Source organism: Pseudomonas indica NBRC 103045 (genome assembly GCF_002091635.1).
In the GTDB taxonomy this organism is placed as follows: domain Bacteria; phylum Pseudomonadota; class Gammaproteobacteria; order Pseudomonadales; family Pseudomonadaceae; genus Pseudomonas_M; species Pseudomonas_M indica.
Genome location: NZ_BDAC01000025.1, coordinates 53,303 through 78,546, shown reverse-complemented (window position 1 = coordinate 78,546; position 25,244 = coordinate 53,303). Strand labels below are relative to the sequence as shown.

At 64.9% G+C, this 25,244-nt stretch carries 23 protein-coding genes; 13 read left to right on the top strand and 10 right to left on the bottom strand.

The window, feature by feature from the left end:
- The coding region (locus PIN01S_RS22820; protein WP_084339212.1) for an IS4 family transposase at positions 1–914 on the top strand (914 nt) is incomplete at its 5' end.
- 45 nt (positions 915–959) lie between these two features.
- Here the strand turns inward: PIN01S_RS22820 and PIN01S_RS22815 are convergent.
- Positions 960–1,898 carry an alpha/beta fold hydrolase gene (locus PIN01S_RS22815; RefSeq protein ID WP_084339204.1) on the bottom strand — a complete coding sequence of 313 codons (939 nt, stop codon included), beginning with the start codon at positions 1,896–1,898 and terminating at the stop codon, positions 960–962.
- A gap of 201 nt (positions 1,899–2,099) precedes the next feature.
- On the opposite strand from PIN01S_RS22815, the gene PIN01S_RS22810 reads away from it, so the two are divergent.
- From PIN01S_RS22810 to PIN01S_RS22770, 9 genes are all read left to right on the top strand, one after another.
- A complete protein-coding gene (locus PIN01S_RS22810) occupies positions 2,100–2,921 on the top strand; it encodes a substrate-binding periplasmic protein (protein WP_084339203.1) in 822 nt (273 codons plus the stop codon).
- Between the two features lie 12 nt (positions 2,922–2,933).
- Positions 2,934–3,287, top strand: a complete 354-nt coding sequence (locus PIN01S_RS22805) for a DUF4398 domain-containing protein (protein WP_084339202.1) — start codon at positions 2,934–2,936, stop codon at positions 3,285–3,287.
- Between the two features lie 17 nt (positions 3,288–3,304).
- Complete coding sequence (locus PIN01S_RS22800; RefSeq protein ID WP_084339211.1) at positions 3,305–4,093, top strand: OmpA family protein; 789 nt, start codon at positions 3,305–3,307, stop codon at positions 4,091–4,093.
- Positions 4,094–4,284: 191 nt separating this feature from the next.
- Entirely contained in the window at positions 4,285–5,724 is a 1,440-nt protein-coding gene (locus tag PIN01S_RS22795; protein WP_084339201.1) for an aminotransferase-like domain-containing protein, read from the top strand.
- A gap of 118 nt (positions 5,725–5,842) precedes the next feature.
- Complete coding sequence (locus tag PIN01S_RS22790; protein ID WP_084339200.1) at positions 5,843–7,546, top strand: vWA domain-containing protein; 1,704 nt, start codon at positions 5,843–5,845, stop codon at positions 7,544–7,546.
- Between the two features lie 81 nt (positions 7,547–7,627).
- Entirely contained in the window at positions 7,628–8,197 is a 570-nt protein-coding gene (locus PIN01S_RS22785) for an RNA polymerase sigma factor (protein ID WP_084339199.1), read from the top strand.
- Complete coding sequence (locus tag PIN01S_RS22780) at positions 8,194–8,868, top strand: hypothetical protein (RefSeq protein ID WP_084339198.1); 675 nt, start codon at positions 8,194–8,196, stop codon at positions 8,866–8,868. Before PIN01S_RS22785 ends, PIN01S_RS22780 begins: the two co-directional genes overlap by 4 nt.
- Before the next feature lie 50 nt (positions 8,869–8,918).
- The gene (locus PIN01S_RS22775; protein ID WP_084339197.1) at positions 8,919–9,242 is read left to right on the top strand and encodes a hypothetical protein; all 324 of its coding nucleotides are present in this window, start codon (positions 8,919–8,921) and stop codon (positions 9,240–9,242) included.
- A 99-nt stretch (positions 9,243–9,341) separates the two neighbouring features.
- On the top strand, positions 9,342–9,851 hold the full coding sequence (locus PIN01S_RS22770; protein WP_244506022.1) for a hypothetical protein: 510 nt from the start codon (positions 9,342–9,344) through the stop codon (positions 9,849–9,851).
- A 259-nt stretch (positions 9,852–10,110) separates the two neighbouring features.
- Here PIN01S_RS22770 and PIN01S_RS22765 read toward each other — a convergent pair whose 3' ends face one another.
- The 8 genes from PIN01S_RS22765 to PIN01S_RS22730 form a co-directional block, all read right to left on the bottom strand.
- The gene (locus PIN01S_RS22765) at positions 10,111–11,934 is read right to left on the bottom strand and encodes a long-chain-acyl-CoA synthetase (RefSeq protein WP_084339209.1); all 1,824 of its coding nucleotides are present in this window, start codon (positions 11,932–11,934) and stop codon (positions 10,111–10,113) included.
- 109 nt (positions 11,935–12,043) lie between these two features.
- Positions 12,044–12,868, bottom strand: coding sequence for an SDR family oxidoreductase (locus tag PIN01S_RS22760; RefSeq protein WP_084339196.1), 825 nt, complete (start codon positions 12,866–12,868; stop codon positions 12,044–12,046).
- Positions 12,869–12,922: 54 nt separating this feature from the next.
- Complete coding sequence (locus PIN01S_RS22755; RefSeq protein ID WP_084339195.1) at positions 12,923–14,911, bottom strand: acetyl/propionyl/methylcrotonyl-CoA carboxylase subunit alpha; 1,989 nt, start codon at positions 14,909–14,911, stop codon at positions 12,923–12,925.
- Positions 14,912–14,995: 84 nt separating this feature from the next.
- Positions 14,996–15,796 carry an enoyl-CoA hydratase-related protein gene (locus tag PIN01S_RS22750; RefSeq protein WP_084339194.1) on the bottom strand — a complete coding sequence of 267 codons (801 nt, stop codon included), beginning with the start codon at positions 15,794–15,796 and terminating at the stop codon, positions 14,996–14,998.
- A gap of 159 nt (positions 15,797–15,955) precedes the next feature.
- The gene (atuD, locus tag PIN01S_RS22745) at positions 15,956–17,116 is read right to left on the bottom strand and encodes a citronellyl-CoA dehydrogenase (RefSeq protein ID WP_084339193.1); all 1,161 of its coding nucleotides are present in this window, start codon (positions 17,114–17,116) and stop codon (positions 15,956–15,958) included.
- Between the two features lie 89 nt (positions 17,117–17,205).
- Positions 17,206–18,822, bottom strand: a complete 1,617-nt coding sequence (gene atuC, locus PIN01S_RS22740; protein ID WP_084339192.1) for a geranyl-CoA carboxylase subunit beta — start codon at positions 18,820–18,822, stop codon at positions 17,206–17,208.
- Between the two features lie 3 nt (positions 18,823–18,825).
- Positions 18,826–19,701, bottom strand: a complete 876-nt coding sequence (locus PIN01S_RS22735; RefSeq protein WP_084339191.1) for an SDR family oxidoreductase — start codon at positions 19,699–19,701, stop codon at positions 18,826–18,828.
- A 45-nt stretch (positions 19,702–19,746) separates the two neighbouring features.
- Complete coding sequence (locus tag PIN01S_RS22730; RefSeq protein WP_084339190.1) at positions 19,747–21,534, bottom strand: acyclic terpene utilization AtuA family protein; 1,788 nt, start codon at positions 21,532–21,534, stop codon at positions 19,747–19,749.
- A gap of 234 nt (positions 21,535–21,768) precedes the next feature.
- Between PIN01S_RS22730 and PIN01S_RS22725 the strand changes: the two genes are divergently transcribed.
- The 3 genes from PIN01S_RS22725 (at position 21,769) to PIN01S_RS22715 (ending at position 24,180) form a co-directional block, all read left to right on the top strand.
- Positions 21,769–22,392: a TetR/AcrR family transcriptional regulator gene (locus tag PIN01S_RS22725; protein WP_084339189.1), complete on the top strand. Its 624-nt coding sequence runs from the start codon at positions 21,769–21,771 to the stop codon at positions 22,390–22,392.
- A gap of 112 nt (positions 22,393–22,504) precedes the next feature.
- Entirely contained in the window at positions 22,505–23,293 is a 789-nt protein-coding gene (locus tag PIN01S_RS22720) for a transporter substrate-binding domain-containing protein (RefSeq protein WP_084339188.1), read from the top strand.
- 62 nt (positions 23,294–23,355) lie between these two features.
- Positions 23,356–24,180, top strand: a complete 825-nt coding sequence (locus tag PIN01S_RS22715) for a substrate-binding periplasmic protein (protein WP_084339187.1) — start codon at positions 23,356–23,358, stop codon at positions 24,178–24,180.
- Here PIN01S_RS22715 and PIN01S_RS22710 read toward each other — a convergent pair.
- Positions 24,131–24,889 (bottom strand): CPBP family intramembrane glutamic endopeptidase, encoded by a 759-nt coding sequence (locus PIN01S_RS22710; protein ID WP_084339186.1) that lies wholly within the window; start codon positions 24,887–24,889, stop codon positions 24,131–24,133. The genes PIN01S_RS22715 and PIN01S_RS22710 overlap by 50 nt on opposite strands.
- Positions 24,890–25,244: the final 355 nt, after the last annotated feature.

Sequence of the window (25,244 nt, the reverse complement as noted above, 5' to 3'; positions counted from 1 at the left end):
GCACCCCGGATACTGCCGAACTCCGAGAGCATTTCGGCTCCGGCAATACCGCCACCGACCGTCAGACGCCCTTTCCCATGCTGAGGCTGGTGGCCTTGATGAACGTGCGCTCGCATCTGATTCTCGATGCCCAACTGAGTCCCTATCGACGCAGAGAAATGCGCCTGGCCAATGAGTTTTTGCAGCAGATTCCCAGCCGTTCGGTGACGCTATTCGATAAGGGCTTCTGGAGTGCCGATTTACTGCTGAGCCTGGCCACGTCAGAGGAAGATCGGCACTGGCTGATTCCGGCCCGCAAGGCGCTGGTCAGTGAAGAAGTCGCTCGCTACGGCAAGGGCGACCGCCTGCTGCGTATGAAGGTGTCGGCTCAGGCCAGAAAGCGTAACCCCAACCTGCCAACGCACTGGGACGTGCGCGAGGTTAGCTACGAGGTAAAGGGCAAGATCAAAACCGTACTCACCTCGCTGCCTGTGGACACTTACAGCGCCAAGGCCATCGCCACGTTGTATCGGGAGCGCTGGGAGATCGAACTGGGCTTCAGGGATATCAAGAGTTCTCTGCAGCAGAATGCAATGACCCTGCGTAGCAAGGTAAAGGAACTGGTTTACCAGGAGGTCTGGGGCTTGTTGCTGGCCTACAACATTATCCGCCGGGAAGCCAGCCAGGCTGCCGTCGCCTTTGGCCGCTCTCCATGTGAGATCCGCTTCAAACCCGTAGCCCACTACATCGCCGTGCAGCTGATCGTAATGGCGGCGGCCAACCCGATTTCAGCAACCGGAAGACGTTTGTCGGAGTTAAGGGCGGGAATCGGCGGGCTGTTTCTGGATCACCGCCCCAGGCCATCACGACCAAGGACGGTGAAGATTTCAAAGACCCGCTATCCCGTGGATCGGAAGGCCGCTCCGCTTAAGTGAACAGCATTACGCTCATCGAGCGGGTTTTTTGTTGCCGGCGATTCGTCAGCCTTCCGTGTTGTAGGCCTTGTCGAGAAAGGCCTGGTAATGCCGGGCGGTTTCCTCGGGGCGTTCGATCATGGGGGCGTGCCCGCAGTTTTCCATGATCACCACGGTCGGTTTCTTCAGCAGCGGCTTCATCACATCGATGCTGGAGACATGCAGGGCGCGGTCCTTTTCGCCCCAAAGCAGCAGGGTGGGGGCCTGGATCTTGGGTAGCTCCGGCTCCAAGGGAATGTAGCGCTCGATCAATTGCTGGAAAATCCGCTCGTAATGAGCGCTGTTGGCGATGGCCTGTTCGGCGAAATGGCGCTTCAGCGGCTCCGGCAGCGGTGGTGGCTCGAAGAAGACGAAGGCCAGCAGGCGATTGAAGTCTTCCGGGGTTTTCACCACCAGAGGGTTGGCATCGCCACGCTCGATGCGTTCGAACAGCTCGCTCTTCACCGGTGCGGTGACACCGGCGTTATCCAGGAGCGCAACCGATAGGACCTGCTCGGGATAACGGGCCGCGTAAAGCGCGGCGATATGTCCACCCATGGAATTGCCGATCAGATGCAAGCGGCTGATACCGAGCGTCTTGGCGAAGCTGGCGACTCGCTCGACCTGGGTGCCGACATCGTAGCTGGCTTCCGGCTTGTCGCTGTCGCCGAAGCCGGGAAGGTCCAAGGCGATGACGTGATAGCGTTCGGTGAAATGACGGGAAAAGCGCAGCCAGTTGTCCTTGTTGGCGCCGAAGCCATGGATCATCAGGATGGTTTCGCCATCCTGCGGACCGCCTTCGTAATAGTGGACGCTGATATCGCCGACACGTACCTGCCTGGGCGTGAGTCCGGCCAACTGACGCTCGACGAACTGGGCGCCGGCCATCAGCAGGGGCGGGTGCAGGTAGAGGGCGGCTGCCGCTGCGGATAGAAGGAAAAGGAAGGCGAACAGGGCTTTCTTCATCGGGGCTCCTTGCCGGTCGTGAATGCGGATTCGCTCGGGTTCCGTATCCTACCAGTGGCATATGGCATGGCGGTGTTCTGTCGGAGGCGTGACTTCATCTACCATTCGAAATGTCGGGTTCGAGTGGGGCGCCCCGTCATCCTTACCCTTGGCCACCCAGCTGTGGAACAATGCCCCAATCGATCATGTTGGAAGTCATTCATGCCCAAGTCGCTTAGATCCACGTTGGTCTTCCTGAGCCTGTTGCTGTCCTCGAGTGCTGTGCTGGCGGTGGGTAAATGCGAGCATCTGGTGGCGACGGGCAATCCGGAATACCCGCCTTATCTCTGGCGTGATCCGCAGAACCCTCAGCAATTGATCGGTGCCAACGCCGACCTGCTGAAGGAGATCGGCAAGCAGCTCGACGTGACCATTGACGTGCTCTACACCGGCCCCTGGTCGCGTGCGCAGAACGAAGCACGCAGCGGGCGGGTCGACTTGATCGCCGGGGCGTTCCTCACGCTGCCACGGCTGGAAACCATGGATTATGTGCATCCGGCGTTCTTCACCACCTCCAGTGTGGTCTGGGTGCGCAAAGGCGAAGCCTTCGAGTACAACGGTTGGGACGATCTGCGCGGACGTACCGGCGGCACGCTGGTGAACAACAGTTTCGGCCAGGCCTTCGATAGTTTTGCCAAGGCCAATCTGAGCATCGAGGAGGTGCCCAGTCTGACCCAGGCCTTGCAGAAGCTCCTGCTGGGGCGCACCGACTACGTGATCTACGAGCGCTATCCGGGCGCTGCCCTGGCTGCCACCCTGGGCATGCAGGAAGACCTCGAAACCCTCGAACCGCCGATTTCCAGCGAGGGTCTTTACCTGACGCTGTCGCATAACTCGGCCTGCAACGAGCCGTGGTTGCGCGGACAACTGGCGAAAAAGATGACAGAATTATCCGCTGCCGGTCTGCCAGACACCCTCTTGCAGCGCAATCTGGAGCGCTGGAAGGAGCAACAGATGCAACCGGCCAGTGCCCCGAATCAGTAGGAATCTCTTTTCGTGAGCAATCGACGTCCAATCGCCGCCATCGCCCTGCTGGCCCTGGCGGGCTGCGCCGCCGACCCGGCGCCGAACGAACAGTTGCGCCTGACCGAACAGGCGGTGGCCCAGGCCAGGGCGGTCGGTGCCACCGAAGAGGTACCCGAGCTGAAGCTGGCACAGGAGCGGCTGGCGCAGGCTCAGGAAGCCATGGCCGATGAATCCTACAAGGAAGCGCGCATGCTGGCCGAGCAGGCCGAGCTGGACGCACGCCTGGCCGAGGCCCTGGTCCTGACGAAGAAGAGCCAGGAGCAGCTCGCCGAGCTGAACCAACGGATCAATCGCCTGCGCAAGCAGTTGGGGGATCTACAGTGAAGCGGACCGTTTCGTTCATCGTTACCGCCCTGGGCGTGCTCCTGCTTTCCGCCTGCGCGAGCCAGCCGAACAGCGAGCAGGCGCTGGAAGAGGCACGCATCAAGTTCCAGAAGGTCAAGGAAGATTCCAATGTGCTGCGCAGCGCGCCGAAGGACGTGATCCGCGCGGGCGAATCCCTGGCGCGTGCCGATCGGCTTTCCAGTTACTGGGGCAGCGGTGAGGACGTCGCCCACTATGCGTATCTCAGCCAGCGCTACAGCGAGATTGCCGTCCAGCACGGCGAGTTGGTCATGAACCAGGAACGCGCAGCGCGGCTGGAACTGGAGCGCGAGCGGCTGCAACTGGCGCTGCGCGAGGCCAAGCTGCTCAGCGTGCAGCAGCAGGGCAAGTGGCTGGAAGAGCAGATGGTCAACCTCGCCGCCACCGAGACCGAACGTGGGCTGGTGATGACCTTGGGTGATGTGCTGTTCGATACCGGACGGGCCGAGCTCAAGGCATCGGCCAACCGCACCGTGCTCAAGCTGGTCCAGTTCCTCCAGCTCAATCCTCGTCGCGTCGTGCGTATCGAAGGCTATACCGACAGCAGCGGCGACAAGCAGGAAAACCTGGAGTTGTCCCGCGCCCGTGCCCAGACGGTGGCCGATGTGCTGACGGACCTGGGGATCGACACCAAGCGCATCCAGGTCGAAGGCTATGGCGAACAATATCCGGTGGCCGAGAACGCATCCTCGCGGGGCCGTGCGCAGAATCGCCGGGTCGAGATCGTTTTCTCCGATGAGAAGGGGCAGCTCGGCCCGAGCCGCTGAGTGGATGATTGCTTCGAACGCGACCCCGGCACATGCCGGGGTTTTTCATTATGCACAGGGCTACATGGGGGCGGCGGCCAATACAGTCCCTAGCCAAGCGGATGTATATCGGCCAGAATGTGTAACTGTTCCGGTGCACTTGAAGAGGGCTCGGATACTGTTTCGGTTCAGTGGAATGAAGGACGGCCGCCATGACCAATCTGTTGCTCTATCAGCGCATCGCCCAGCAATTGGCCGATGACATCCGCCGCGGTGTATACCGTCCCGGCGAACGCGTGCCCTCGGTACGCAAGATGAGTTCTCAGTTGAACGTCAGCCACGCCACCGTCCTGCAGGCCTACGCCAACCTCGAGGACCAGGGCCTGATCCGCGCGCGCCCGCAGTCCGGTTTCTACGTGCACCAGACCCCCGCGCTCACGGCACCGACGCCGGATATCGCCAAGGTGGAGCGGCCGAGCCTGGTCACCCGTGCCAGCATCATCAACCAGGTACTGACCGAGTCCCGCCGAGAGGGGGTGTTCCCCCTGGGTGCCGCCGTTCCGCATGTCGATTACCTGCCGGTGCGGGCTCTCCATCAGCAACTGGCCAAGGTGACCCGTTTCCACAGCCCGCGGGCCTTCAGCTACATGTTCAGCCCCGGTTTCGAACCGTTGCGCCGGCAGGTGGCTATTCGCATGCGTGATGCCGGCGTGGTGGTCGATCCGTCGGAAGTGGTCATCACCCATGGCTGCGTCGATGCCATCCAGATGTCGCTGCGGGTCCTGACCCGGCCGGGCGATCTAATCGCCACCGAATCGCCCACCTACTACGGCCTGCTGCAGTTGGCTGATCTGCTGGGCCTCAAGGTGATCGAGATTCCCAGCGACCCGACCACCGGGATCAGCCTGGAGGCTCTGCAACTGGCGGCCAACCAGTGGCCGATCAAGGCATTGGTGCTGACCTCGCGGCTGAGCAACCCCCTCGGCGGTACCGTCCCCGAAGCACGGCAAAAGCAGTTGCTCCGGCTGGCGGGTGATTTCGGCATCCAGATCATCGAGGACGATATCTACGGAGAGCTGATGTTCGAGCAGGGGCCGACCAAGTCGCTCAAGGCTCACGACCGTGAAGGCCGGGTGCTTTATTGCTCAAGCTTCTCCAAGACGTTGTCGCCGGGCGTGCGCATCGGCTGGGTCATCGCCGGCAAATACCAGGACGAGATTCAGCGTTTGCAGACCTTCACCACCCATTCGGCGTGCAGCGTCACCCAGATGGGCGTGGCGGCGTATCTGGAGAACGGCGGCTATGACCGCCACCTGCGCTATATCCGGCAGGAGTACCGCAAGAACCTCAGTGCCTTCCAACTGGCGATCCAGCAGTGCTTCCCCGAAGGTACCCAGATCACCCGGCCGAACGGTGGCTTCATCCTATGGGTCAGCCTGCCGGCGCGGGTGAATACCAAGGATTTGCATGTGCGCGCCCTGCATCAGGGCATCAGCATCGCCCCCGGCCTGATCTTCAGCAACACCGAGCAGTTCAACCACTGCGTGCGCCTGAACTGCGGTGTGCCGTGGAACCGTGAGACGGAACGAGCGCTGATGACCCTCGGGCTGCTGGCCACGCAGTTGTGCCAGGAGGCGGGCGGCACGTACTGATATCGCTTTCACCCGGACAGGCTCCTTGCGGGCCTGTTTTTACGAGAGCGGTTAACCCGATCGAGGCGAGCGCTTCGTCTACCGGTGCGAATGGATCATCGCACCCAGGAGGCGCCCCATGTCCCGTTATCTGTTTGCCCTTCGCCAACCGCTGTTGGCAGGTTTCTCCGCCGGCCTGTTGCTGGCTTTGGCTGCCTGCAGCGCTTCGCAATCCGAGACCACCGCCGAAGCGACCGCCCCTGCGGCACCGGAGGCGAGCCTCGCCGACATGGCGCGGGAGAGTGTGGTTGCACAGAAGAGCGAGCGTGTCGCTGGCTATGTCGCCAGCCCAGCGGTGAGGCCGATGCTCATGCCGGCACCGCTGGCCGATGCGTTGCCTCCGGGCTATCGCGACGAGGCACGTGAGCAATACCAGGCATTGGCCGACAATCCGGTTCACGCAGTGGCCGAGTCGCCGGTCTCCACCTTCAGCATCGACGTGGATACCGGCGCCTACGCCAACGTGCGGCGCTTCCTCAACCAGGGCCAGTTACCGCCGAAGGATGCGGTGCGTCTGGAGGAGATGGTCAATTACTTCCCCTACGCCTATCCGCTGCCGAAAGGGGACACCCCGTTCGGCATCGGTATCGAGCTGACGCAGACCCCGTGGAATCCCGAAAGCCGCCTGCTGCGTGTAGCGATCAAGGCCTCGGATACACAGGTGGAAGCCTTGCCGCCAGCCAACCTGGTGTTTCTCGTCGATGTCTCCGGCTCGATGGATCGGCGCGAGGGGCTGCCCCTGGTGCAAAGCACCCTGAAATTGTTGGTCGACCAATTGCGGCCCCAGGACAAGGTGTCGCTGGTGGTCTACGCCGGCGAGTCGCGGGTGGTGCTGGAGCCGACTTCCGGTGCGGAGAAGGCCCGCATTCGCGCGGCCATCGAGGCCCTCACCGCCGGCGGTTCCACGGCAGGGGAATCCGGCATCCAACTGGCCTATCAGCAGGCCAGCAAAGGCTTCATCGAGAAGGGGATCAACCGCATCCTGCTGGCCACCGACGGCGACTTCAACGTCGGCATCAGCGACTTCGAAACCCTCAAGCAACTGGCGGCGGATAAGCGCAAGACCGGGGTTTCGCTGACCACCCTGGGCTTCGGCGTCGATAACTACAATGAGCGGCTGATGGAGCAATTGGCCGATGCCGGCGACGGTAACTATGCCTACATCGACAATCTGCGCGAGGCGCGCAAGGTACTGGTGGACCAGCTCGGCTCGACCCTGTCGGTGGTGGCGAAGGACGTGAAGATCCAAGTGGAATTCAACCCGGCCCAGGTCAGCGAATACCGCCTGCTGGGCTACGAGAACCGTGCCCTCAAACGGGAGGATTTCAGCAACGACAAGGTGGATGCCGGTGAGATCGGCGCCGGGCATACGGTCACCGCGCTCTACGAGGTCGTCCCGGTGGGCGGAAAGGGTTGGTTGGAACCGTTACGGTACCAGTCGAAGCCACCGGCGACCGCGGACAAGAACGAGCTGGCGCTATTGCGGATTCGCTACAAGGCACCGGGGGAGACGAGCAGCCGGCTACTGGAGGTGCCAGTGCAGCCGGAGCCGGTCGCATCGATCGAGCGTGCCAGCGAGGACCTGCGTTTCGCCGCCGCAGTGGCGGCCTTCGCCCAGCAACTGCGTGGTGGCCGCTACACCGGTGAGTTCGGTCTCGCCGACAGTGCCCGTCTGGCGCGCGGGGCGAAAGGCGAGGATCCGTTCGGTCTGCGCGGCGAGTTCGTCCAACTGGTCGAACTGGCGCAGAGCCTGGATATTTCCAGTGACGGCACGTCCGACTGATGGCATCTTTCCCGCGAACGACCGGCCGCCTGTGCGCGGCCGGTCGAAGGAGACCGGCAATCACTCAGGACCGAGACCGTGATGGATGACGATGCCGCCTTGCTGCGGCGCTATCGCAATGGCGATGCCGGGGCCTTTGGCGTTCTCTACGAACGGCATCGCCTCGGCCTGTTTCGTTTCCTCTGCGGCCTGTGCGGCGACTCCGCGCTGGCCGAAGAAATTTTCCAGGAAACCTGGCTAAGCCTGATCCGCAGTGAATCGGTGCTGCGCGAACAGGTCAGCTTCAAGACCTGGCTGTACCAGATCGCCCGCAATCGTCTGATCGATCAATGGCGCAAGCAGGGGCGTCGGCAGGGCTTGCAGGAGGTATTCGACGAGCAACTGCATGGCGAGGCCTCCAGTGAGCCCGGCCCCGAGCAGCAGCTCAGCCTCAGCCGTGACCAGGCGCGCCTGCGCGCGGCGCTCGACGAGTTGCCGGGAGAACAGCGGGAAGTGTTTTTGCTACGTGCCCACGGCGATCTCGAACTGGCGGAAATCGCCGAATTGACCCGCACCCCGGCGGAGACGGTGAAAAGCCGCCTGCGCTACGCCTTGCAGAAGCTGCGCCGGTTGCTGACCGATCCGGCGGCGGCCGAGGAGGTATCCGCATGAATCAGACGCCACAACGGCCCGATTCCGCCGAGCTGGAATTGCTGCAGCATTACCGCCGGCACACGGCCGAGCAGCCTTCCGCCGAGCTGGATGCCCGTATTCTGGCGGCGGCCCGTGAGGCCGCTGCTTCCCGCCGCGAGACGCGGCCTGGCCTGTTCGATCGCCTGCGTGCCTGGTTGTTCGCCGGCAATCCCCGGACGCGCTGGTCGGTGGCCTTCGCCAGCCTGGCGACGATCGGCCTGGGGCTGCATACCCTTGAATGGCCGGGTGAAATGGATGCCGTGCCGATGCCCAGGGCACCCGCGCCGGTGAGCAGCTATGCCGCGCCGCCGATGCCTGAGGAACGAGCCTTGAGCCGGCGACAATTGGCTGAAGAAGCTCCCGCTGCGCCTTCGATGTTGGCCGAAAGGCAGAGCGCGCCTGCCAAGATGGCGCCCGATGTGGGCGACATGGCGGAGAGCTCGGAAGCCGCCGGGATCGCCGGTTCCCTCGCCGACGAACAGTCGGAAGAGCAACTGCGGCAGGCGCTGCAGAAGGTGCTCGAACTGCGGCGGCAAGGCGACGAGCAAGTCGCGGAACAACAGTTGCGTCTGCTGCAGGATCGCTACCCGCAACGGGATCTGACCGCCGAACTGGAGCGTCTGGCGCAGGAGGAAGCGCAGAAGCGCTAGCCTGGATGCGCTGGCCGGCGGTCGGCGCACTATCGAAAAGGAGAGGGGAGATGGGGAGCTATTCGTTCTGGAGTGCGCTCGTCGGCTATGCCGGCAGCCTGCCGTTGCTGCTGGTCTGGCTCGCCGGTGGGGCGTTGGCCCTGGCTCATTGGCGGCAACGGCCACGGGTGAGCCTGCTGTGCTTCCTGAGCATGGCGCTGATGCTGGTCTGGTTCGTGACACAAGCTGCGTTGTATGCGGTATTGCCCCAACTGCTGGAGAACGCCACCGACATGGTCTGGGTGTACGCAGCGCTGGGTGCGCTAGGCAGCCTGGTATCGGCCTGTGGCTTCGGACTGCTGCTCTGGGCACTGTTCGGTCGCCATGAGGCGTGAGCGATCCGGGGTCGAACGGTAGGCGAGGCGCTGTCACCGCCTGCCCCATCCCGGTGCGCTTGCCAGAACAAGGTGAGAGGGCCAGCATTGAGCTTATCCGTGTTCCCTTTGCGACTGCCGATGAACGTCCGTTTTCTCTGCCTGATTCCGTTTCTGTTCGCCCTCGGGGCCTGCGAGCCCGACAAACCGCCGGCAAAGCCGGCCAAGCCCGAGCCGGCTGCCGTTCCCGCACCCGCGCCGACACCTGTGCTACCGTCACCTCCGGCGGTCGAGCCGGCGAAACCGGCAGCCCCGGAAAAAGCCACGGTCAAGTCGCCTGAGTTGAAGCCGAAGCCCGCGGTCGCGGTGAAACCCACCCCGCCTGCACCGGCCAAGGTCGAAGAGGCGCCCAAGGCAAACCTGGATCTCAGCCTTCCGCCGGAGCTGGTGGAACAGGTCGAGCCGCTCGAGGACAAGCCCCTGGACTCGGTGTTGCCCTCGTTCTTCGTCGATAAGGCGCCGACGGAAAGCCCGTTCCAGCTCAATGGCCGCCTGATTACCAATGATCGCGAGGATGATTACTGGCAGTCGGTAGAAGGCGCTGAGTTGCAGTTCGAGTTCAAGCGCTGAGAGCACCTACCTATCCGCGAAGAGACCATCCGCCATCGCGAATGAATTCGTTCTCACACAGGTCCGGTGCTTTGCCGTAGGGGCGAATAAATTCGCCCCTACGAAGAGGTCTGGCGTTGCCTGTGTAGGAGCGAGTTCTGCTCGCGAAACGGAGCGTCGCCGAGCGCACGAATCGCCAGCAGAGCTGGCTCCTACGAAAAGCGACCGCGCGGGGGTGAATTCATTCGCCCCGACAAGCATCCGGTCGAGCGAGCTGTCCCTAGAACCGGTACTCGCCGTTCTGTATCGCCCGGTACAGATCGGCATCCAGCGGTTGGTAGCGGTCCTCGCCGGGCAGGCGGACGAACAGGGCGTCGTGGGTCGCGGTGGGGTCGTAGGCTTCGCGCTTGAGGTCGGTCTTCTTGTATTTGAAGGTCCCGGTGGTCTCCACTTTGGCCAGTAGCCGCACGAACAGCGGTATGGCGTAGGGCGGCAGTTCGCGGTCCAGGTGGGCGGCCAGTTCGTGCCAGTCCGGTATGAGGCCCGGCGCCGGGCGCAGCGCCGCCATGCCGCAGCGGCCATTGGTTCCCGGAATCTCTACCCCGTACACCACCGCGTCCTCGATACCGGGGAAGGCGCCCAGCACGCTTTCCACTTCGGTGGTGGAGACGTTCTCGCCTTTCCAGCGGAAGGTGTCGCCGAGCCGGTCGACGAACTGGGCGTGCTTGCAGCCGATGTCGCGCATCAGGTCGCCGGTGTTGTACCAGGCGTCGCCCTTCTTGAAGACGTTGCGCAGGATCACCGCCTCGCTCTTCGCCGGATCGGTGTAGCCGTCGAACGGCCACTTGTCGCTGATCTCGCTGATCAGCAGCCCGGCTTCGCCCTTGTCCGCCTTTTCCAGGAAGCCCTTGGCATTGCGGATCGGCCGGTCATTCTCCAGGTCGTAGCGGACGATGGCGTAAGTGGCGGGGGAGAAGCCCACGGTGTTGTCGAAGTTGAACACGTTGGTGAAGCCGATGTTGCCTTCGCTGGAGGCATAGAACTCGGTGATTCGCTCGATGCCGAAGCGCTCCTTGAATTCCGCCCAGATCGAGGGTCGCAATCCGTTGCCGATCATGCAGCGCAGGCTGTTGTCGCGCTCGTCCTCGGAGGGCGGCTGGTTCAGCAGATAGCGGCACAGTTCGCCGATGTAGCCGAAGCAGGTGGCGTTGTAGCGCCGTACATCCGCCCAGAAGGCGCTGGCGGAGAACTTGCGGCGCAGGGCGATGGCCGCGCCGCCCGCCAGGGCCGCGCTCCAGCACACGGTCACGGCGTTGTTGTGGTAGCACGGCAGCGTGAGGTAGAGGACATCCTGCTCGTCGAGCGTCAGGCCGGAGTGGCCGAAGCCGCCGTAGGCCTTGATCCATTTGCCGTGGCTCATGATCGACGCCTTGGGCAGGCCGGTGGTACCCGAGGTGTAGATGTAGAAGCAGGCATCCTTCATGCGCACCCGGAGGCTGTCCGGCGGATTAGCGTCGTCCCGGCCGAGGGCCAGGCGCATCAGATTGTGCCAGCCGGCCGGGGCTTCGCCGGGGGCGGCGAGGGTATCGTGATCGCCGACCCAGTAATGCCGGCCCTCGTCGACCAGCTCGCCCCGCACCTCGTCGAAGGCATCCCGCAGCTCGTCGCCGATCACGAAATGGCTCGGCTCGACCAGGTTGAGGCTGTGGGCCAGCACCTTGCCGCGCTGGGTGGTGTTGATCAGCGCACCGATGGCGCCCAGCTTGGCCAGCGCGGCGAGGATCGCCAGCAGCTCCAGGCGGTTCTCCAGCATCACCGCCACCACACTGCCGTGGCGTACCCCTTCGGCCTTGAACGCCCAGGCCAGGCGGTTCGCCCAAGCGTTGAAGGCGTCGTAGCTCAGGCGCCGCTGCTCATCCATCAGCGCCGGCCGTTCCGGGTGCAGGCGAGCGGCGCGTTCCAGTGCCCAGGCCAGGGAGAGGTTCCTGTCGCGGTTACGGATTCCGGCGTAGTAGAGCCCGCGCAACATGCGCGGCACACGTGGCAGGTGCAGCGGCAGGCGGGCCAGGAAGCGTACGGGAGAAATCAGATCGGCTTGGCTCATGGCAATCGGCACGTTCGGCATTGTCGTTGTTATTGCCGGCACTCTAGCCCAGGGACACTGCGCTCGCTTTGGCCCGGGCGCGGAACGGCCCGGGCAGATCGGCAAACCTTCAGCCGAGGAACAGATCCGGCACCAGCGGCCCGCCCTGCGGGTCGTAGCGGTATTGCTCGAAATCCGTCTGGCCCTGTTCGCGCAGGATATCCTCGTCGACCAGCAGGCGACCGGTGATGGCGCGGCTGCTGCTGGAGAGGATGGCGTGGGCGGCGTCGGCCATGATCGCCGGGGTACGGGCGCCCTTGAAGGCGTCGCGGCCACCCAGTTCGAACTCGATGGCGGCGGTGGCGATGATGGTCTTGGGCCAGAGCGCATTGACGCTGATGCCGTACTTCTTGAATTCCTCGCTCATGCCCAGGGTGAGCATGCTCATGCCGTACTTGGTCACGCTGTACGGGCCGTGCTGGGCGAACCAGCGGGCGTCCAGGTTCAGCGGCGGCGACAGGCTGAGGATATGGCCGTTGCCGCTCTGCTTCAGGTAGGGCAGCGCGGCTTGGCTGCAGACCATCACCGCGCGGGTGTTGATCTGGAACATCAGGTCGAAACGCTTGGGCTCCAGCCGTTCGACACCGAGCAGCTTGATCGCGCCGGCGTTATTGACCAGCGCATCGATTCCGCCGAACCGCTCGGCGGCCCGGGCCATGGCCTCGCGCACGGCGTTCTCGTCGCGGACGTCCAGTTGCAGCGCCAGGGCCTTGCCGCCGGCGGCCTCGACTTCCTCTGCGACGCTATGGATGGTGCCGGGCAGTTTCGGATGCGGCTCGGCGCTTTTCGCCGCCACCACCACGTTGGCGCCATCCCGCGCCGCGCGCAGGGCGATCTCCCGGCCAATGCCGCGGCTGGCGCCGGTGATGAACAGGGTCTTTCCGGTGAGTGACATGGCGGTTCTCCTGGTTGATTGCGAGGCGAGATATCGACGGCGCGCATGACGGTTTCAGGTTTCTTCGGCTTCCACCTCGATCAGAAGCTGGCGGCTCCTGACCTGATCGCCCCGGCTCACGCCGACCCGGCGGACGACGCCGTCCATGCCGGCCTTGAGCGGGTGTTCCATCTTCATCGCTTCCAACACCACCAGCAGTTGGCCCTTGCCGACCTTTTCGCCTTCGGCGACCAGCACCTCGACGATGGCGCCATCCATCGGTGCCTTGATCGTGCCGGAGTGCGCAGCGTTCTGCGCACCGCTCGGCGCATGGGTGAGGTCGCGCAATTCCAGGTTGCCGAAGGCACCGTGCAGCCAGATGCGCTCACCGTCGAGGTGGTAGGCAAGACGTCGGCGCACGCCGTCCAGTTCGAATGTAGCCCAGCGGCCGTCGCTGCCGATCAGACGCAGGTCCATGGATTGCTCGCCGCAACGTGCGGTCATTCGTGGCTGCGGGCCGCCGTCCAGCAGGTCCAGCTCCACCGTGTGCTTCTCTTCACCGCGGCCGAGCAGGTAGCGCCAGGGCGCGCTGTTGGCGCTGCGCCAGCCGGCCAGACCGGGCTGGTGTGCTCGCGTCAGGGCCGACGCCTGGTAGAGCAGGGCGGCGGCCACGGCCAGCTCGCCGGGAATTGGTGATTGCGGGTGCAGGCTCGGATCGTCGGCGAAATGCTCGCCGATGAAGGCGGTGGTCGCCTTACCTGCGGCGAAAACGGGATGCGCCAGCAGGTTGGCGAGGAAGCGCTGGTTCCCGGTAACGCCGAGCAACACGCAATCCTCCACGGCACGCAGCAGCTTGCGCCGGGCTTCGTCGCGGGTCTCGCCGTAGGCGATCAGCTTGGCCAGCATCGGATCGTAGAAGGGGGTGACGGACTGGCCTTCCTCGAGGCCGTGATCGATGCGGATGCCGTCGATGATGGCCGGCTCCCAACGCACAACCTGGCCGGTCTGCGGCAGGAAGCCATGCGCCGTATCCTCGGCATACAGGCGGACTTCGATGGCATGGCCACGCAGCGGGATATCGTCTTGACGCAGAGGCAGGGGCTGGCCCTCGGCGACACGCAGCTGCCAGGCCACCAGATCCTGGCCGGTGACCAGCTCGGTGACCGGATGCTCCACCTGCAGGCGAGTGTTCATTTCCAGGAAATAGAACGCGCCGTCGCGGTCGAGGAGAAACTCGACGGTGCCGGCCCCCACGTAGCGGACGCTGGCCGCCGCCTGTATCGCCGCTTCGCCCATGGCCCGGCGCAGCGCTGGCGTCATCACCGGGCAGGGAGCTTCCTCGATCACCTTCTGGTGGCGGCGCTGCACCGAGCAATCGCGCTCGCCGAGGTAGACCAGGTTGCCGTGCCGGTCGCCGAAAACCTGGATTTCCACGTGGCGTGGCTGGATCACCGCCTTTTCGAGGATCAGCTCGGCCGAGCCGAAGGCGTTTAGGGCTTCGGAACGGGCAGTGCGCAGTTGGACGACCAGTTCGTCGGCCGAATGCACCAGGCGCATGCCGCGTCCGCCACCGCCGGCGCTGGCCTTGATCATCAGCGGATAGCCGATGCGCGCCGCCTCGCGGACGAGGGTGGCATCGTCCTGTTCGGCACCTTCGTAGCCGGGAATGCACGGCACGCCGGCTTCCAGCATGGCGAGTTTGGACAGGCGCTTGCTGCCCATCAGGCGGATCGCCTCCACCGATGGCCCAATGAAGACGACCCCCGCCGCTTTGCAGGCTTCGGCGAAGGCGGTGTTTTCCGACAGGAAGCCGTAGCCCGGGTGGATGGCATCGGCACCGGTCCGGCGCGCGGCGGCGAGGAGGGCCTCGCCGTTCAGGTACGACTGGCCGACCGGGGCTGGGCCGATGCACACCGCTTCGTCAGCCAGTTGCACATGACGGGCCTCGCGGTCGGCCTCGCTGTATACCGCCACCGTGCGATAGCCGAGGCGGTGCGCGGTGGCGATGACCCGGCAGGCGATCTCGCCACGGTTGGCGATGAGAATCTTGGTGAACGCGGGCATAACGGCTCCTTGGTTAAGGGGGAGGGATGAGGTGGGAGGCGTGAGGGGAGGTGTCATGCCACTCATTCCCTCACCCCTGACACCTCACCCCTCACACCATTCCGGCTTGCGTTTCTGCACGAAGGCCAGGGTACCTTCGGTGCCCTCGGGGCCGGTGACGGCTTCGGCGAACCGGTCGGCGGCCTCGTCCAGCAGCGTGCCCAGTGGGGTGGTTTCGGTCGCCAGCAGGAGCTGCTTGGTCCGGGCGTTGGCCTGCGGCGCGCATTGGCGTATCTGGCCGAGTACTTCGGCGAGGCGCTGGTCCAGTGCCTCGGTGTTGGCTTCGCAGTAGTGCACCAGTCCCAGGCGCCACGCTTCCGCGCCGTCGAAGCGGGCGGCGGTGAGGGCCAGGCGGCGGGCCTGGGTCAGGCCGATGCGCTTGGCCACGAACGGTGCGATCTGCGCGGGCAGGATGCCGAGGCTGGTTTCCGGCAGGCCGAACTGCGCGCCTTCATGGGCGATGGCAATGTCGGAAACGCAAGCCAGGCCGAAACCGCCGCCGAGTACCGCGCCTTCGAGCGCGGCCACCAGTACTTGCGGAACGCTCTGTGCTTCTTCCAGCAGGCTGCCGAAGGCGCGGTTCAGGGTGCGATAGGCGTCGGCACCCGCGCTGCGGGCGGCGGCCATGTCCTTGATGTCGCCGCCGGCGCAGAAATGACCAGCGGTACCGCGCAGGACCAGGGCACGCACCTCGCGATCGCCGCCGGCAGCCGCCAGCACGGCGCGCAGCTCTTCCACCATGCGCAGGCTCATGGCGTTGCGGCAGTCCGGGCGGTTGAGGGTGATCTGCAGCACGCCGCGGTCGTAGGCCAGCAGCAGGGTTTCGCAGTTCGGCAGTTCAGTCATGCCGGATACCTCGTTGATTGGGCCGTTCCATGCCGGGGGAGAGATCGCTCCCAGGCTCCGCGTTCTTGATCGTTCCCATGCTCCGCGTGGGAATGCGGCTTGCGACGCTCCGCGTCGCTGGGACGCGGACGGTTCGACGCCTCGACGTGAGAACCACCGTTAGCCCTTCTTCTTCCCCGGCAGGATGCCCATCAGCTTGCAGATGATGCCGAGCATGATTTCGTCCGCGCCGCCGCCGATGGAAACCAGGCGCACGTCGCGGTAGGCGCGGGACACCGGGTTGTCCCACATGAAGCCCATGCCGCCCCAGTACTGCAGGCAGGCATCGGACACCTCGCGGCCGAGCCGGCCGGCCTTGAGCTTGGCCATGGAGGCCAGCTTGGTGACGTCCTTTCCGGCGACATACTGCTCGGTGGCCTGGTAGACCAGGGCACGCAGGGCCTCGATCTCGGTCTGTAGCTCGGCCATGCGGAAGTGGATGACCTGGTTATCGATCAGCGGCTGGCCGAAGGTCTGGCGCTCCTTGCAGTAGGCGATGGTGGCGTCGACGCAGTGTTCCAGGCCCTTGATCATATTGGCCGCGCCGAACAGCCGTTCTTCCTGGAACTGCAGCATCTGCATCATGAAGCCCGCGCCTTCCTGGCCGATGCGGTAGCGTTGCGGCACGCGCACGTTGTCGAAGAACACCTGGGCGGTCTCCGAACTGCGCATGCCGAGCTTGTCCAGGTGCGGGCTGACACTGATGCCCGGTGTCTTCATCGGCACCATGATCAGCGACTTGTTGATGTGCGGCTTGTCGTCCGAGGTATTGGCCAGCAGGCACATGAAGTCGGCCGACGGCGAGTTGGTGATCCACATCTTGCTGCCGTTGATCACGTAGTCGTCGCCGTCCTTGCGCGCCGTGGTCTTCAGCCCGGCGACGTCGGAGCCGGCACCCACTTCGGAAACGCCGATGCAACCCACCAACTCCCCGGCGATGGCCGGTCGGAGGAACTCTTCGCGCAGTTCGTCGGAACCGAAGCGCGCCAGGGCCGGGGTGCACATATCGGTCTGCACGCCGATGGACATCGGGATGCCGCCGCAATGGATGGTGCCGAACTCCTCGGCGGCGACGATGGAATAGCTGTAGTCCAGGCCCATGCCGCCGAATTTTTCCGGCTTGGAAATGCCCAGCAGGCCAAGGGCGCCGGCTTTCCGGAAGATGTCGTGGATCGGGAAGCGCCCGGCTTTCTCCCACTCGTCGACGTGCGGATTGATCTCTTTCTCGACGAAATTTCGCACGGTGCGGCGCAGTTCTTCGTGTTCCTGGGTAAACAGCATCTTGTTGTTCTCCTTGCCGTTTCCTCTCCCGTCGCACGGGAAGAGTTCGATTCGTGTAGCCCGGATAAGCACCAGAGCAATCCGGGTTTCTAAAAGCGCGCCACGCCGAAACTGTTGGCCTTCAACGGCCGCATGTCCGCCTCCGCGCAGATGTCCAGCAGGTAGCCGAGTAGCCTGCGGGTATCGCGCGGGTCGATCAGGCCGTCGTCCCACAGGCTGGCGGTGCCATAGAGTGCGCCGGACTGGCTGTCGAGCTTTTGCGCGGTGGCGGTTTCCAGCATGTCGAGCATCTTCGGGTCGGGGACCTTGCCTTCCTTCGCGTGTTTTTCCTCGGTGACGATGCGCAGCACCTTGCCGGCCTGGGCGCCGCCCATCACCGCCGTGCGGCTGTTCGGCCAGGCGAAGATGAAGCGCGGGTCGAGGCCGCGGCCGCACATGGCGTAGTTGCCGGCGCCGTAGGAGCCGCCGACGACCACGGTCAGCTTGGGCACCCGGGCGTTGGCCACCGCCTGGATCATCTTCGAGCCGTGCTTGATCACGCCGTTCTGCTCCGACTCGGTACCCACCATGAAGCCGGTGGTGTTGTGGAAGAACAGGATCGGCGTGTTGCTCTGGTCGCAGAGCTGGATGAATTGCGCGGCCTTGGCGGCGCCTTTCGGGGTAATCGGACCGTTGTTGCCGATGAAGCCGCAGGGCTGGCCCTCGATGGCCAGGTGGCCGCAGACGGTCTGGCTGTCGAACTCGTTCTTGAAATCGAGGAATGCCGAGCCGTCGGCGATCCTCGCGATAATCTCGCGCACGTCGTAGGGCTTCTTCGGATCGGCCGGGACCAGCCCGAGCAGGTCCTCGGCCGGGTACAGCGGCTCTCGCCAGGCGCGTTGCGAGCGGGCTGGCAACTGTGCGTTCCAGGGCAGCAGGGCGAGGATGTCGCGGACGATGCGCACGCCGTCGGCATCGTTCTCCGCCAGGTATTCGGCGGTGCCGGCGACCTGGGCGTGCATCGCGGCGCCGCCCAGTTCCTCGTCGGTCGCCACTTCGCCGGTGGCTGCCTTGAGCAGTGGCGGGCCGGCGAGGAACAGCTTGGCCTTGTCGCGCACCACCACCACGTAGTCGGACAGCCCCGGCTGATAGGCCCCGCCGGCGGTGCTGGAGCCGTGCACCACGGTGATCTGCGGGAGGCCCATGGCCGACATCCGTGCCTGGTTGGCGAAGCCGCGCGCGCCTTCGACGAAGATTTCCGCCGCGTAGTTGAGGTTGGCGCCGCCGCTTTCGGTGAGGGCCACCACCGGCAGCTTGTTCTCCATGGCGATCTGTTGCAGGCGCAGGGTTTTCTTCAGGCCGGTGGGGGAGATGGTGCCGCCCTTGATCGCGCTGTTGCTGGCGGTCACTAGGCAGCGCACCCCGGCGATGTAGCCGATGCCGGCGGTGATGCCGCCGCCGGCCTGGGTGCCGTCCTTGTCGTCGTGCAGCTTGTAGCCGGCCAGCGAACAGAGTTCGAGGAATGGCGCGCCGGGGTCGAGCAACAGGTTCAGGCGTTCGCGCGGCAGCAGTTGGCCGCGCTTGTCGAACTTGGCCTTGGCTTCGGCCGCCTTGTCCAGCAGCTTCTGCTCGATCTCACGGAAGCCGGAGACGGCCGCCAGCATGGCCTCGCGGTTGCGGGCGAAATCCTCGCCCTGGGTGTCGATCTGCGACTGGATGACCGCCATGACTCACTCCGCATCCTTCAGCACGTCGGGCAGGAAGGCCCGGTGGAAGCCGTTGTACGGCTGGTGCTGCCCAGGTTTCGCCTTGCCCAGGGGGAAGGCCCGGCCGCCGAGGCTGGCGCCGCCGTCGATGCGCAGGGTGGCGCCATTGACGAAGGCGGCACCGGGGGAGAGCAGGAAGACGATGGCGGCAGACACCTCCGATTCGGTGCCGATGCGCTTGAGCGGCACGCTTTCCCGCAGGGTGGGGATCACCGCGCGGAAGGCACCCTCGTAGGTGTCCATGCCGCTGGAGGCGATCCAGCCCGGCGCCACGGCGTTCACCCGTACCCCGGCATGCGCCCACTCGACGGCGGCGGTGCGGGTGAAGTTTTCCATGCCGGCGCGTGCCGCCCCGGAATGGCCCATGCCGGGCATGCCGCCCCACATGTCGGCGAGCATGTTGACGATGCCGCCGCCGGTCTTGCTCATGCTCTGGTTGAACACCTCGCGGGCGACCAGGAAGCCGCCGACCAGGTTGGTGCGTACCACCGTCTCGAAGCCTTTCTGGTTGATCGAGGCGAGCGGGGCAGGGTATTGCCCGCCGGCGTTATTGACCAATTGATGGATGGTGCCGCGCTCGGCCACCACCGCCGCGACCATGGCTTTCACCTGGTCCTCGTCGCGGATGTCGCAGGCATGCCAACTGGCGCTGCCGCCGTCCTCGCCGATTTCGCCAGCGGTCTTTTCCAGTTTTTCCGCCTTGCGCCCGACCAGCACCACATGCGCGCCCAGGGCCGCCAGTTCATGGGCGGTGCAACGGCCGATGCCACTGCCGCCACCGGTGACCAGGATGGTCTGGCCGGCGAACAGGCCGGGTCGGAAGATCGAGTCGTATGCCATTCGTTGTCGTCCTCGTCGTGGGGCTCGGCTATGCGGTGCCTTGGCTTATAAGCGCTCGGCCAGCGCCTGGGGCACCGGCACCGGGAATTCCAGAAGCTGCTGGGCGAACGCCTTGCCTTGGGGATCGATGCGCAGGCTGGCGACGCCGCCGCCGCCCAGACTGTTCTCCAGCAGGAAGTTAAGACTGTGCGTACCGGGCAGGTACCAGCGGCCGACCCGGCCGACGACCGGGTCGAGCACGTGGCGCATCCACTCCACCACGGCATCGTTGGTCAGTGCCTCGGCGATCCAGGGCAGGTATTCCGGCTTTCTCGCCATGACACCGATGTTGCTGTGGTTGCCCTTGTCGCCGGAGCGCGCCACTGCCAGCCGTACCAGCGGCACGCTGACCTGGGCCTGGCCTTCCGGCTTCGGCGGGTCAAGGGCCTCGGGCAGCTCACGGGTGTCCAGGGCGGCCTTGGGCGGTAGCGTCACCGCCAGGCGTTGGCCGTCCAGGTCGAGTTCGAGGTCGCAGGCGGCCTTGTCCACGAGGAAGGAAAACAGGCGGATCACCGGATAGACCGTAGGGCGCCCGCCGACGATGCCGGTCAGGCCCGGCGCCATACCGGTGGCAGCCTGGGCGATTTCGCGGGAGAACAGCACCAGCGCCTCCTTGCGCGGATGGCGCACGGCGAGCTTGATCACCACTTCGCGGGTGTCCTGGCGCATGGCGTGCGGGCCGTAGGTGGCCTCGCTGCCGAGCAGCTCGACGCTGGTCTCGCGATACGGTCCCCAGCCGCGCTCTTGGAACAGTTCCTCGGTCTTGGCAAGGATTGCCTGGCTCACCCGATGGGCTTTTTTCACCGCGTCGATTCCGGCGATCACGCAACTGGCGGTGCAGCGGAATCCGTCCGGCGCGGTGGCGCTGACCTTGTACTGGTCGGTAGGCGGCAAGCCTCGGGCGCCGGCCACGGCGACGCGGTTCGCGCCGGCCTGGTCGAGGCTGACGTGGGAGAAATCGCAGATCACGTCCGGCAAGCGGTAGGCGCGCGGGTCGCCGATTTCGTAGAGCAGTTGCTCGCCCACCGTGAACGGCGTGACCAGCCCGCCGCTGCCTTCCGGCTTGGTCACGACGAAGTGCCCGTCGGCCTCGACTTCGACAATGGGAAAACCGATGTGCTCGTAGTCCGGCACCTGCTCCCAGTCGGTGAAGTTGCCGCCGGTGCACTGCGCCCCGCATTCGATGATGTGCCCGGCCAATGCGGCCTGGGCCAGGCGGTCATAGTCGTCCCAGGCCCAGCCGAACTCATGGACCAGCGCGGCACTGACCACCGCGCTGTCCACCACCCGGCCGGTGATGACGATATCGGCGCCCGCCTCCAGCGCCGCGACGATGCCGGGGGCGCCGAGGTAGGCGTTCACCGAGACGCACATGGCCGGCAGCGGTTCGTCGCTGAACATCTCGCGTACATCGGCCTTGACCAGTTCGCCGAGCTTCGGGCGCAGGTCGTCGCCGTGCAGCACGGCGATCTTCAGCGCCACTCCGGCCTTGTTGCAGGCGGCGCGCAAGGCGGCGGCGCAAGCCTGCGGGTTGACCCCGCCGGCATTGCTGATCACGCGGATGCGCCGTTCGGCGATCGCCGGCAGCAGCGGGGCGAGGACTTCGATGAAATCGGTGGCGTAGCCGGCGTCCGGTTGCTTGAGACGGGCGCCGGCCATGATCGACAGGGTGATCTCCGCCAGGTAATCGAACACCAGGTAATCCAGCGGTGCGTCCTGCACCAGCTGGGCCGCGGCGGTGGAGGTGTCGCCCCAGAAGGCGGAGGCGCAGCCGATGCGTACGGTCTTGGTCATTGGAATTGTCCGCAGCGCTGTAAGGTGGTTCGACATTACCAAGCAAGCGCTTGGTTGAAAACCCCTCGGAAGAGGAATCTTGCCCGAAGTGTGCCCAAGCGCTTGCTCGGCTCGCCGGCTGCGCATAAATTTCGTCAATAACGACAAGCACTTGCCGGACAAACCTGAAAACGCCCGTCGATCGACCGGCGGGCGGGGTTTGCCGGAGCGGAACCACAGGCGGGGAGCGATAGCGTGGACGATCAACAAGCCCAGGCAGTGATGCAGGAGCTGGTGGCAAGCGGGCAGGTGACCGATCCGGACAGTGCCCGGGGCAAGTTGCTGCAAACAGCGGCCCACCTGTTCCGCAGCAAAGGCTACGAGCGCACCACCGTTCGCGACCTGGCGAGCGCGGTGGGCATCCAGTCCGGCAGCATTTTTCATCACTTCAAGAGCAAGGATGAGATCCTCCGCTCGGTCATGGAAGAAACCATCCTCTATAACACCGCGCTGATGCGGGCCTCCCTGGCCGAGGCGACCAACCTGCGCGAGCGGGTGCTGGCACTGATCCGTTGCGAGCTGCAATCGATCATGGGCGGGACGGGCGAAGCCATGGCGGTGCTGGTCTACGAATGGCGCTCGCTGTCGGAAGAGGGCCAGGCGTACATCCTGGCCCTGCGCGACACCTACGAAGCGCTCTGGCTGGAAGTGCTCGGCGAGGCCAAGCTGGCCGGCTATTTCAAGGCCGATCCCTTCATCCTGAGACGCTTCCTCACCGGCGCACTGTCATGGACCACCACCTGGTTCCGTCCGCAGGGGCCGATGAGCCTGGATCAACTGGCGGAAGAGGCGCTTTCGCTGGTGATCAAGGAAGTTTGACGGGAATCGACTAGGCTTCAAGCGAGCCGGTTAATTGGCTCGGGACATCTGGAAGTCCGCTTGGTGGCGCTGCCCCGCAGTTGCGTTTTTTCATGTCCTTCGAGGGTTCCGCTTGCGCGTGATATTGACCGTCCTGTTGGCCGCTCTGCTGGCGCTGGTAGTGCAACCTGCCTCGGCCGAACAAGTGGTGCGCGTGGGCGCCTATCATTTCCCCCCTTACGTGACCAAGCCGGAAAGCGACGCGCCCGGTGGTCTGCTGCCGGAGCTGCTCGGCCTGCTCAATCGCTCCCAGGGCGAGTACCGCTTCGTCCTGCTGCCCACATCGACTGCGCGCCGCTACCGCGATTTCCGCCATGCCCGCTTCGATATGATGATCTTCGAGTCGTCGGCCTGGGGCTGGCAGGGCGTCGATCTGACATCGCTCGATCTGGGGATCGAGGATGCCGAGGTCTATGTCGCCCGTGCCGAATCGGGGCGCGGGCAGGACTACTTCTCCGAGCTGAAAGGCAAGCGGCTGGCGCTCTACAGCGGCTACCACTATGGCTTCGCCGGCTTCAACGCCGACCAGGCCTTCCTGACCGAAAACTACCGGGCCATGCTCACTTATTCCCACGACAGCAACCTGCTGATGGTGCTGCGCGGGCGGGCGGATATCGCCGTGGTCACCCGTTCCTACCTGCAGGCGTACCTGGCCGAACACCCACGGCAGGGGAACGGGCTGCTGGTCTCCGAGCGGGTCGACCAGGAGTACCACCACCAGGCTCTGGTACGTCCCGGCGGGCCATTGAGCGCTTCGGCCCTCGCGGTGCTGCTGGACGATCTGCGTCGAAGCGGCGATCTGGACCTCCTGTTGCGGCGCTATTACCTGTCGATGCCCGAAGGTGCGCTGGTGACTCCCTGAACTGGCTGTCCAGCAGTCTCTGCGTTAGGCTGGCCTATATCTTTCTGTGATCGAGGTCGCGGATGCCGCATCCAGAGCGAGTGGCGTTATGGGGGCTATGGCTGTTGTTGGGCGCGATGGTCGGTCCGTCGATGGCCGCCGCCGCCGAACGGGTGCAGGTGAGCGGCGCGCATTTCCCGCCCTATGTGGGCAAGTTCGAGGAGGAGAAGGCCACCGGCCTGCTGCCCGAACTGCTCACGGCGCTGAACCAGATCCAGGGCCAGTACCAGTTCGTGCTGTTGCCGACGGCTGTGGCCCGGCGCTTCCGTGATTTCCAGCAGGGCCGGATCGACATCGCGATCTTCGAGAATCCCGAATGGGGCTGGCAGGGTATTCCCCATCAATTGGTCGACATGGGGCTCGAAGATGCCGAGGTATACGTCGCCCGCAACGAGCCGTCGCGCGGGCAGACCTACTTCGACCAGCTCAAGGGCAAGCGGCTGGCGCTCTACAACGGCTATCACTACCGCTTCGCCGGCTTCAATGCGGACCCGGAGTTCCTGCGCCGGGAATTCAATGCGACCCTGACCTATTCCCATGACAGCAACCTGCTGATGGTGCTGCGCGGCCGGGCGGACGTCGCCTTGGTCACCCGTTCCTACCTGGACGACTTTCTGGTCCGGCATCCGCAGTACGAAGGCCAGTTGCTGATGGCCAATACGGTGGATCAGGTCTATCACCACTACGCACTGTTGCGTCCGGAGTCGCCCATCGATGCGAAGGAGTTCGCCACTCTGCTCGACCATCTGCGCCGTGATGGCCGTCTGACGCGAATCTTCGAGCCCTACCGGATTCAGGTCATGCCAGTCGAAGGGGATAGCTCAGTAGCAACAGATGGGAAAGATTGACCGCGCCGTGCAGCAGCACCGTGACGCTCAACCGGCCGGTGGCATGGAACGCCAACCCGTAGCCCAACCCGGCCACACCGGCGACCAGGGCGAACGGCGGGCTGAACGGCAGATGCACCGCCCCGAACAGCACGCCCCCCAGCAGCAGGCCCGGCCATTCGCCGAAACGGGCGATCAGGCTGCGCTGTAGCCAGGCGCGAAACAGCAGCTCCTCCGTCAGTACCGTCACCCCCAGGTTCACCGCCAGCCAGACCGGCAGTTCGTCAGGCCATTTCGGCTGCCAACTGACCAACCCCAGCGCCAACGCCAGCAAGGGCACTGCCAGCAAGGTGGTGGTCATTGCCCCGTAGCCGAGCCGGAGGTTTCCCGAGTGAGGTTTGGGCTGGCCCAGCCACCAGGCCAGCAGCGTCAGGCCGACCAGCAGCTTGTCCCAACCCAGCCGCACGGCATAGGGCGGTGCGTCCGGGCTGAACGGCCGTGGCGCGGTCAACGGCCAGGGGCTGAAGCCCGGCAGCAGGTGGGCAGCCAGCGCGACGCTGGCGGAGAGGCTCAACGACCACCAGATCGGCCTGGGCAGATAGCGTTCGCCGACCAGCACCAGCGCAATGAACAGGATGCCGATAGCCACGCCTTGCGGAGCGATGAAACCCAGTGGAAAACCGCTGGCAAGCACCGCCAGCGGCAGGAGAAAACGCAGGTGAACAGGCATGTAACCCCCGATCGAAGGGGCGCAGTTTACCTGTCCGAAGGAATGGAATCGCGTCTCGTGACACAGGTCGCGCTTTGCGTATCGAGCAAGTCGCTGGAGCCTGGCGTCATGCAAGGCGTTAGGTGTTGCTAGAAGGTTCTGGGCCAAACCGATTACTGAGTTCAGTAGGGGCTCGGCAATTGGAGGGCCTGCTGGATCGCCCCCTCACCCCGGCCCTCTCCCCAGAGGGGCGAGGGGGTTGTTTGTGCGGGAGGCTAAGGCTTTGCGTTGGTCGTTACTTCGTTGGGGCTGATGGGCGTTCGGTCTTGGTCTCGGCAGTTGAGTGGCCTGCTGGATCGCCCCCTTACCTCGGCCC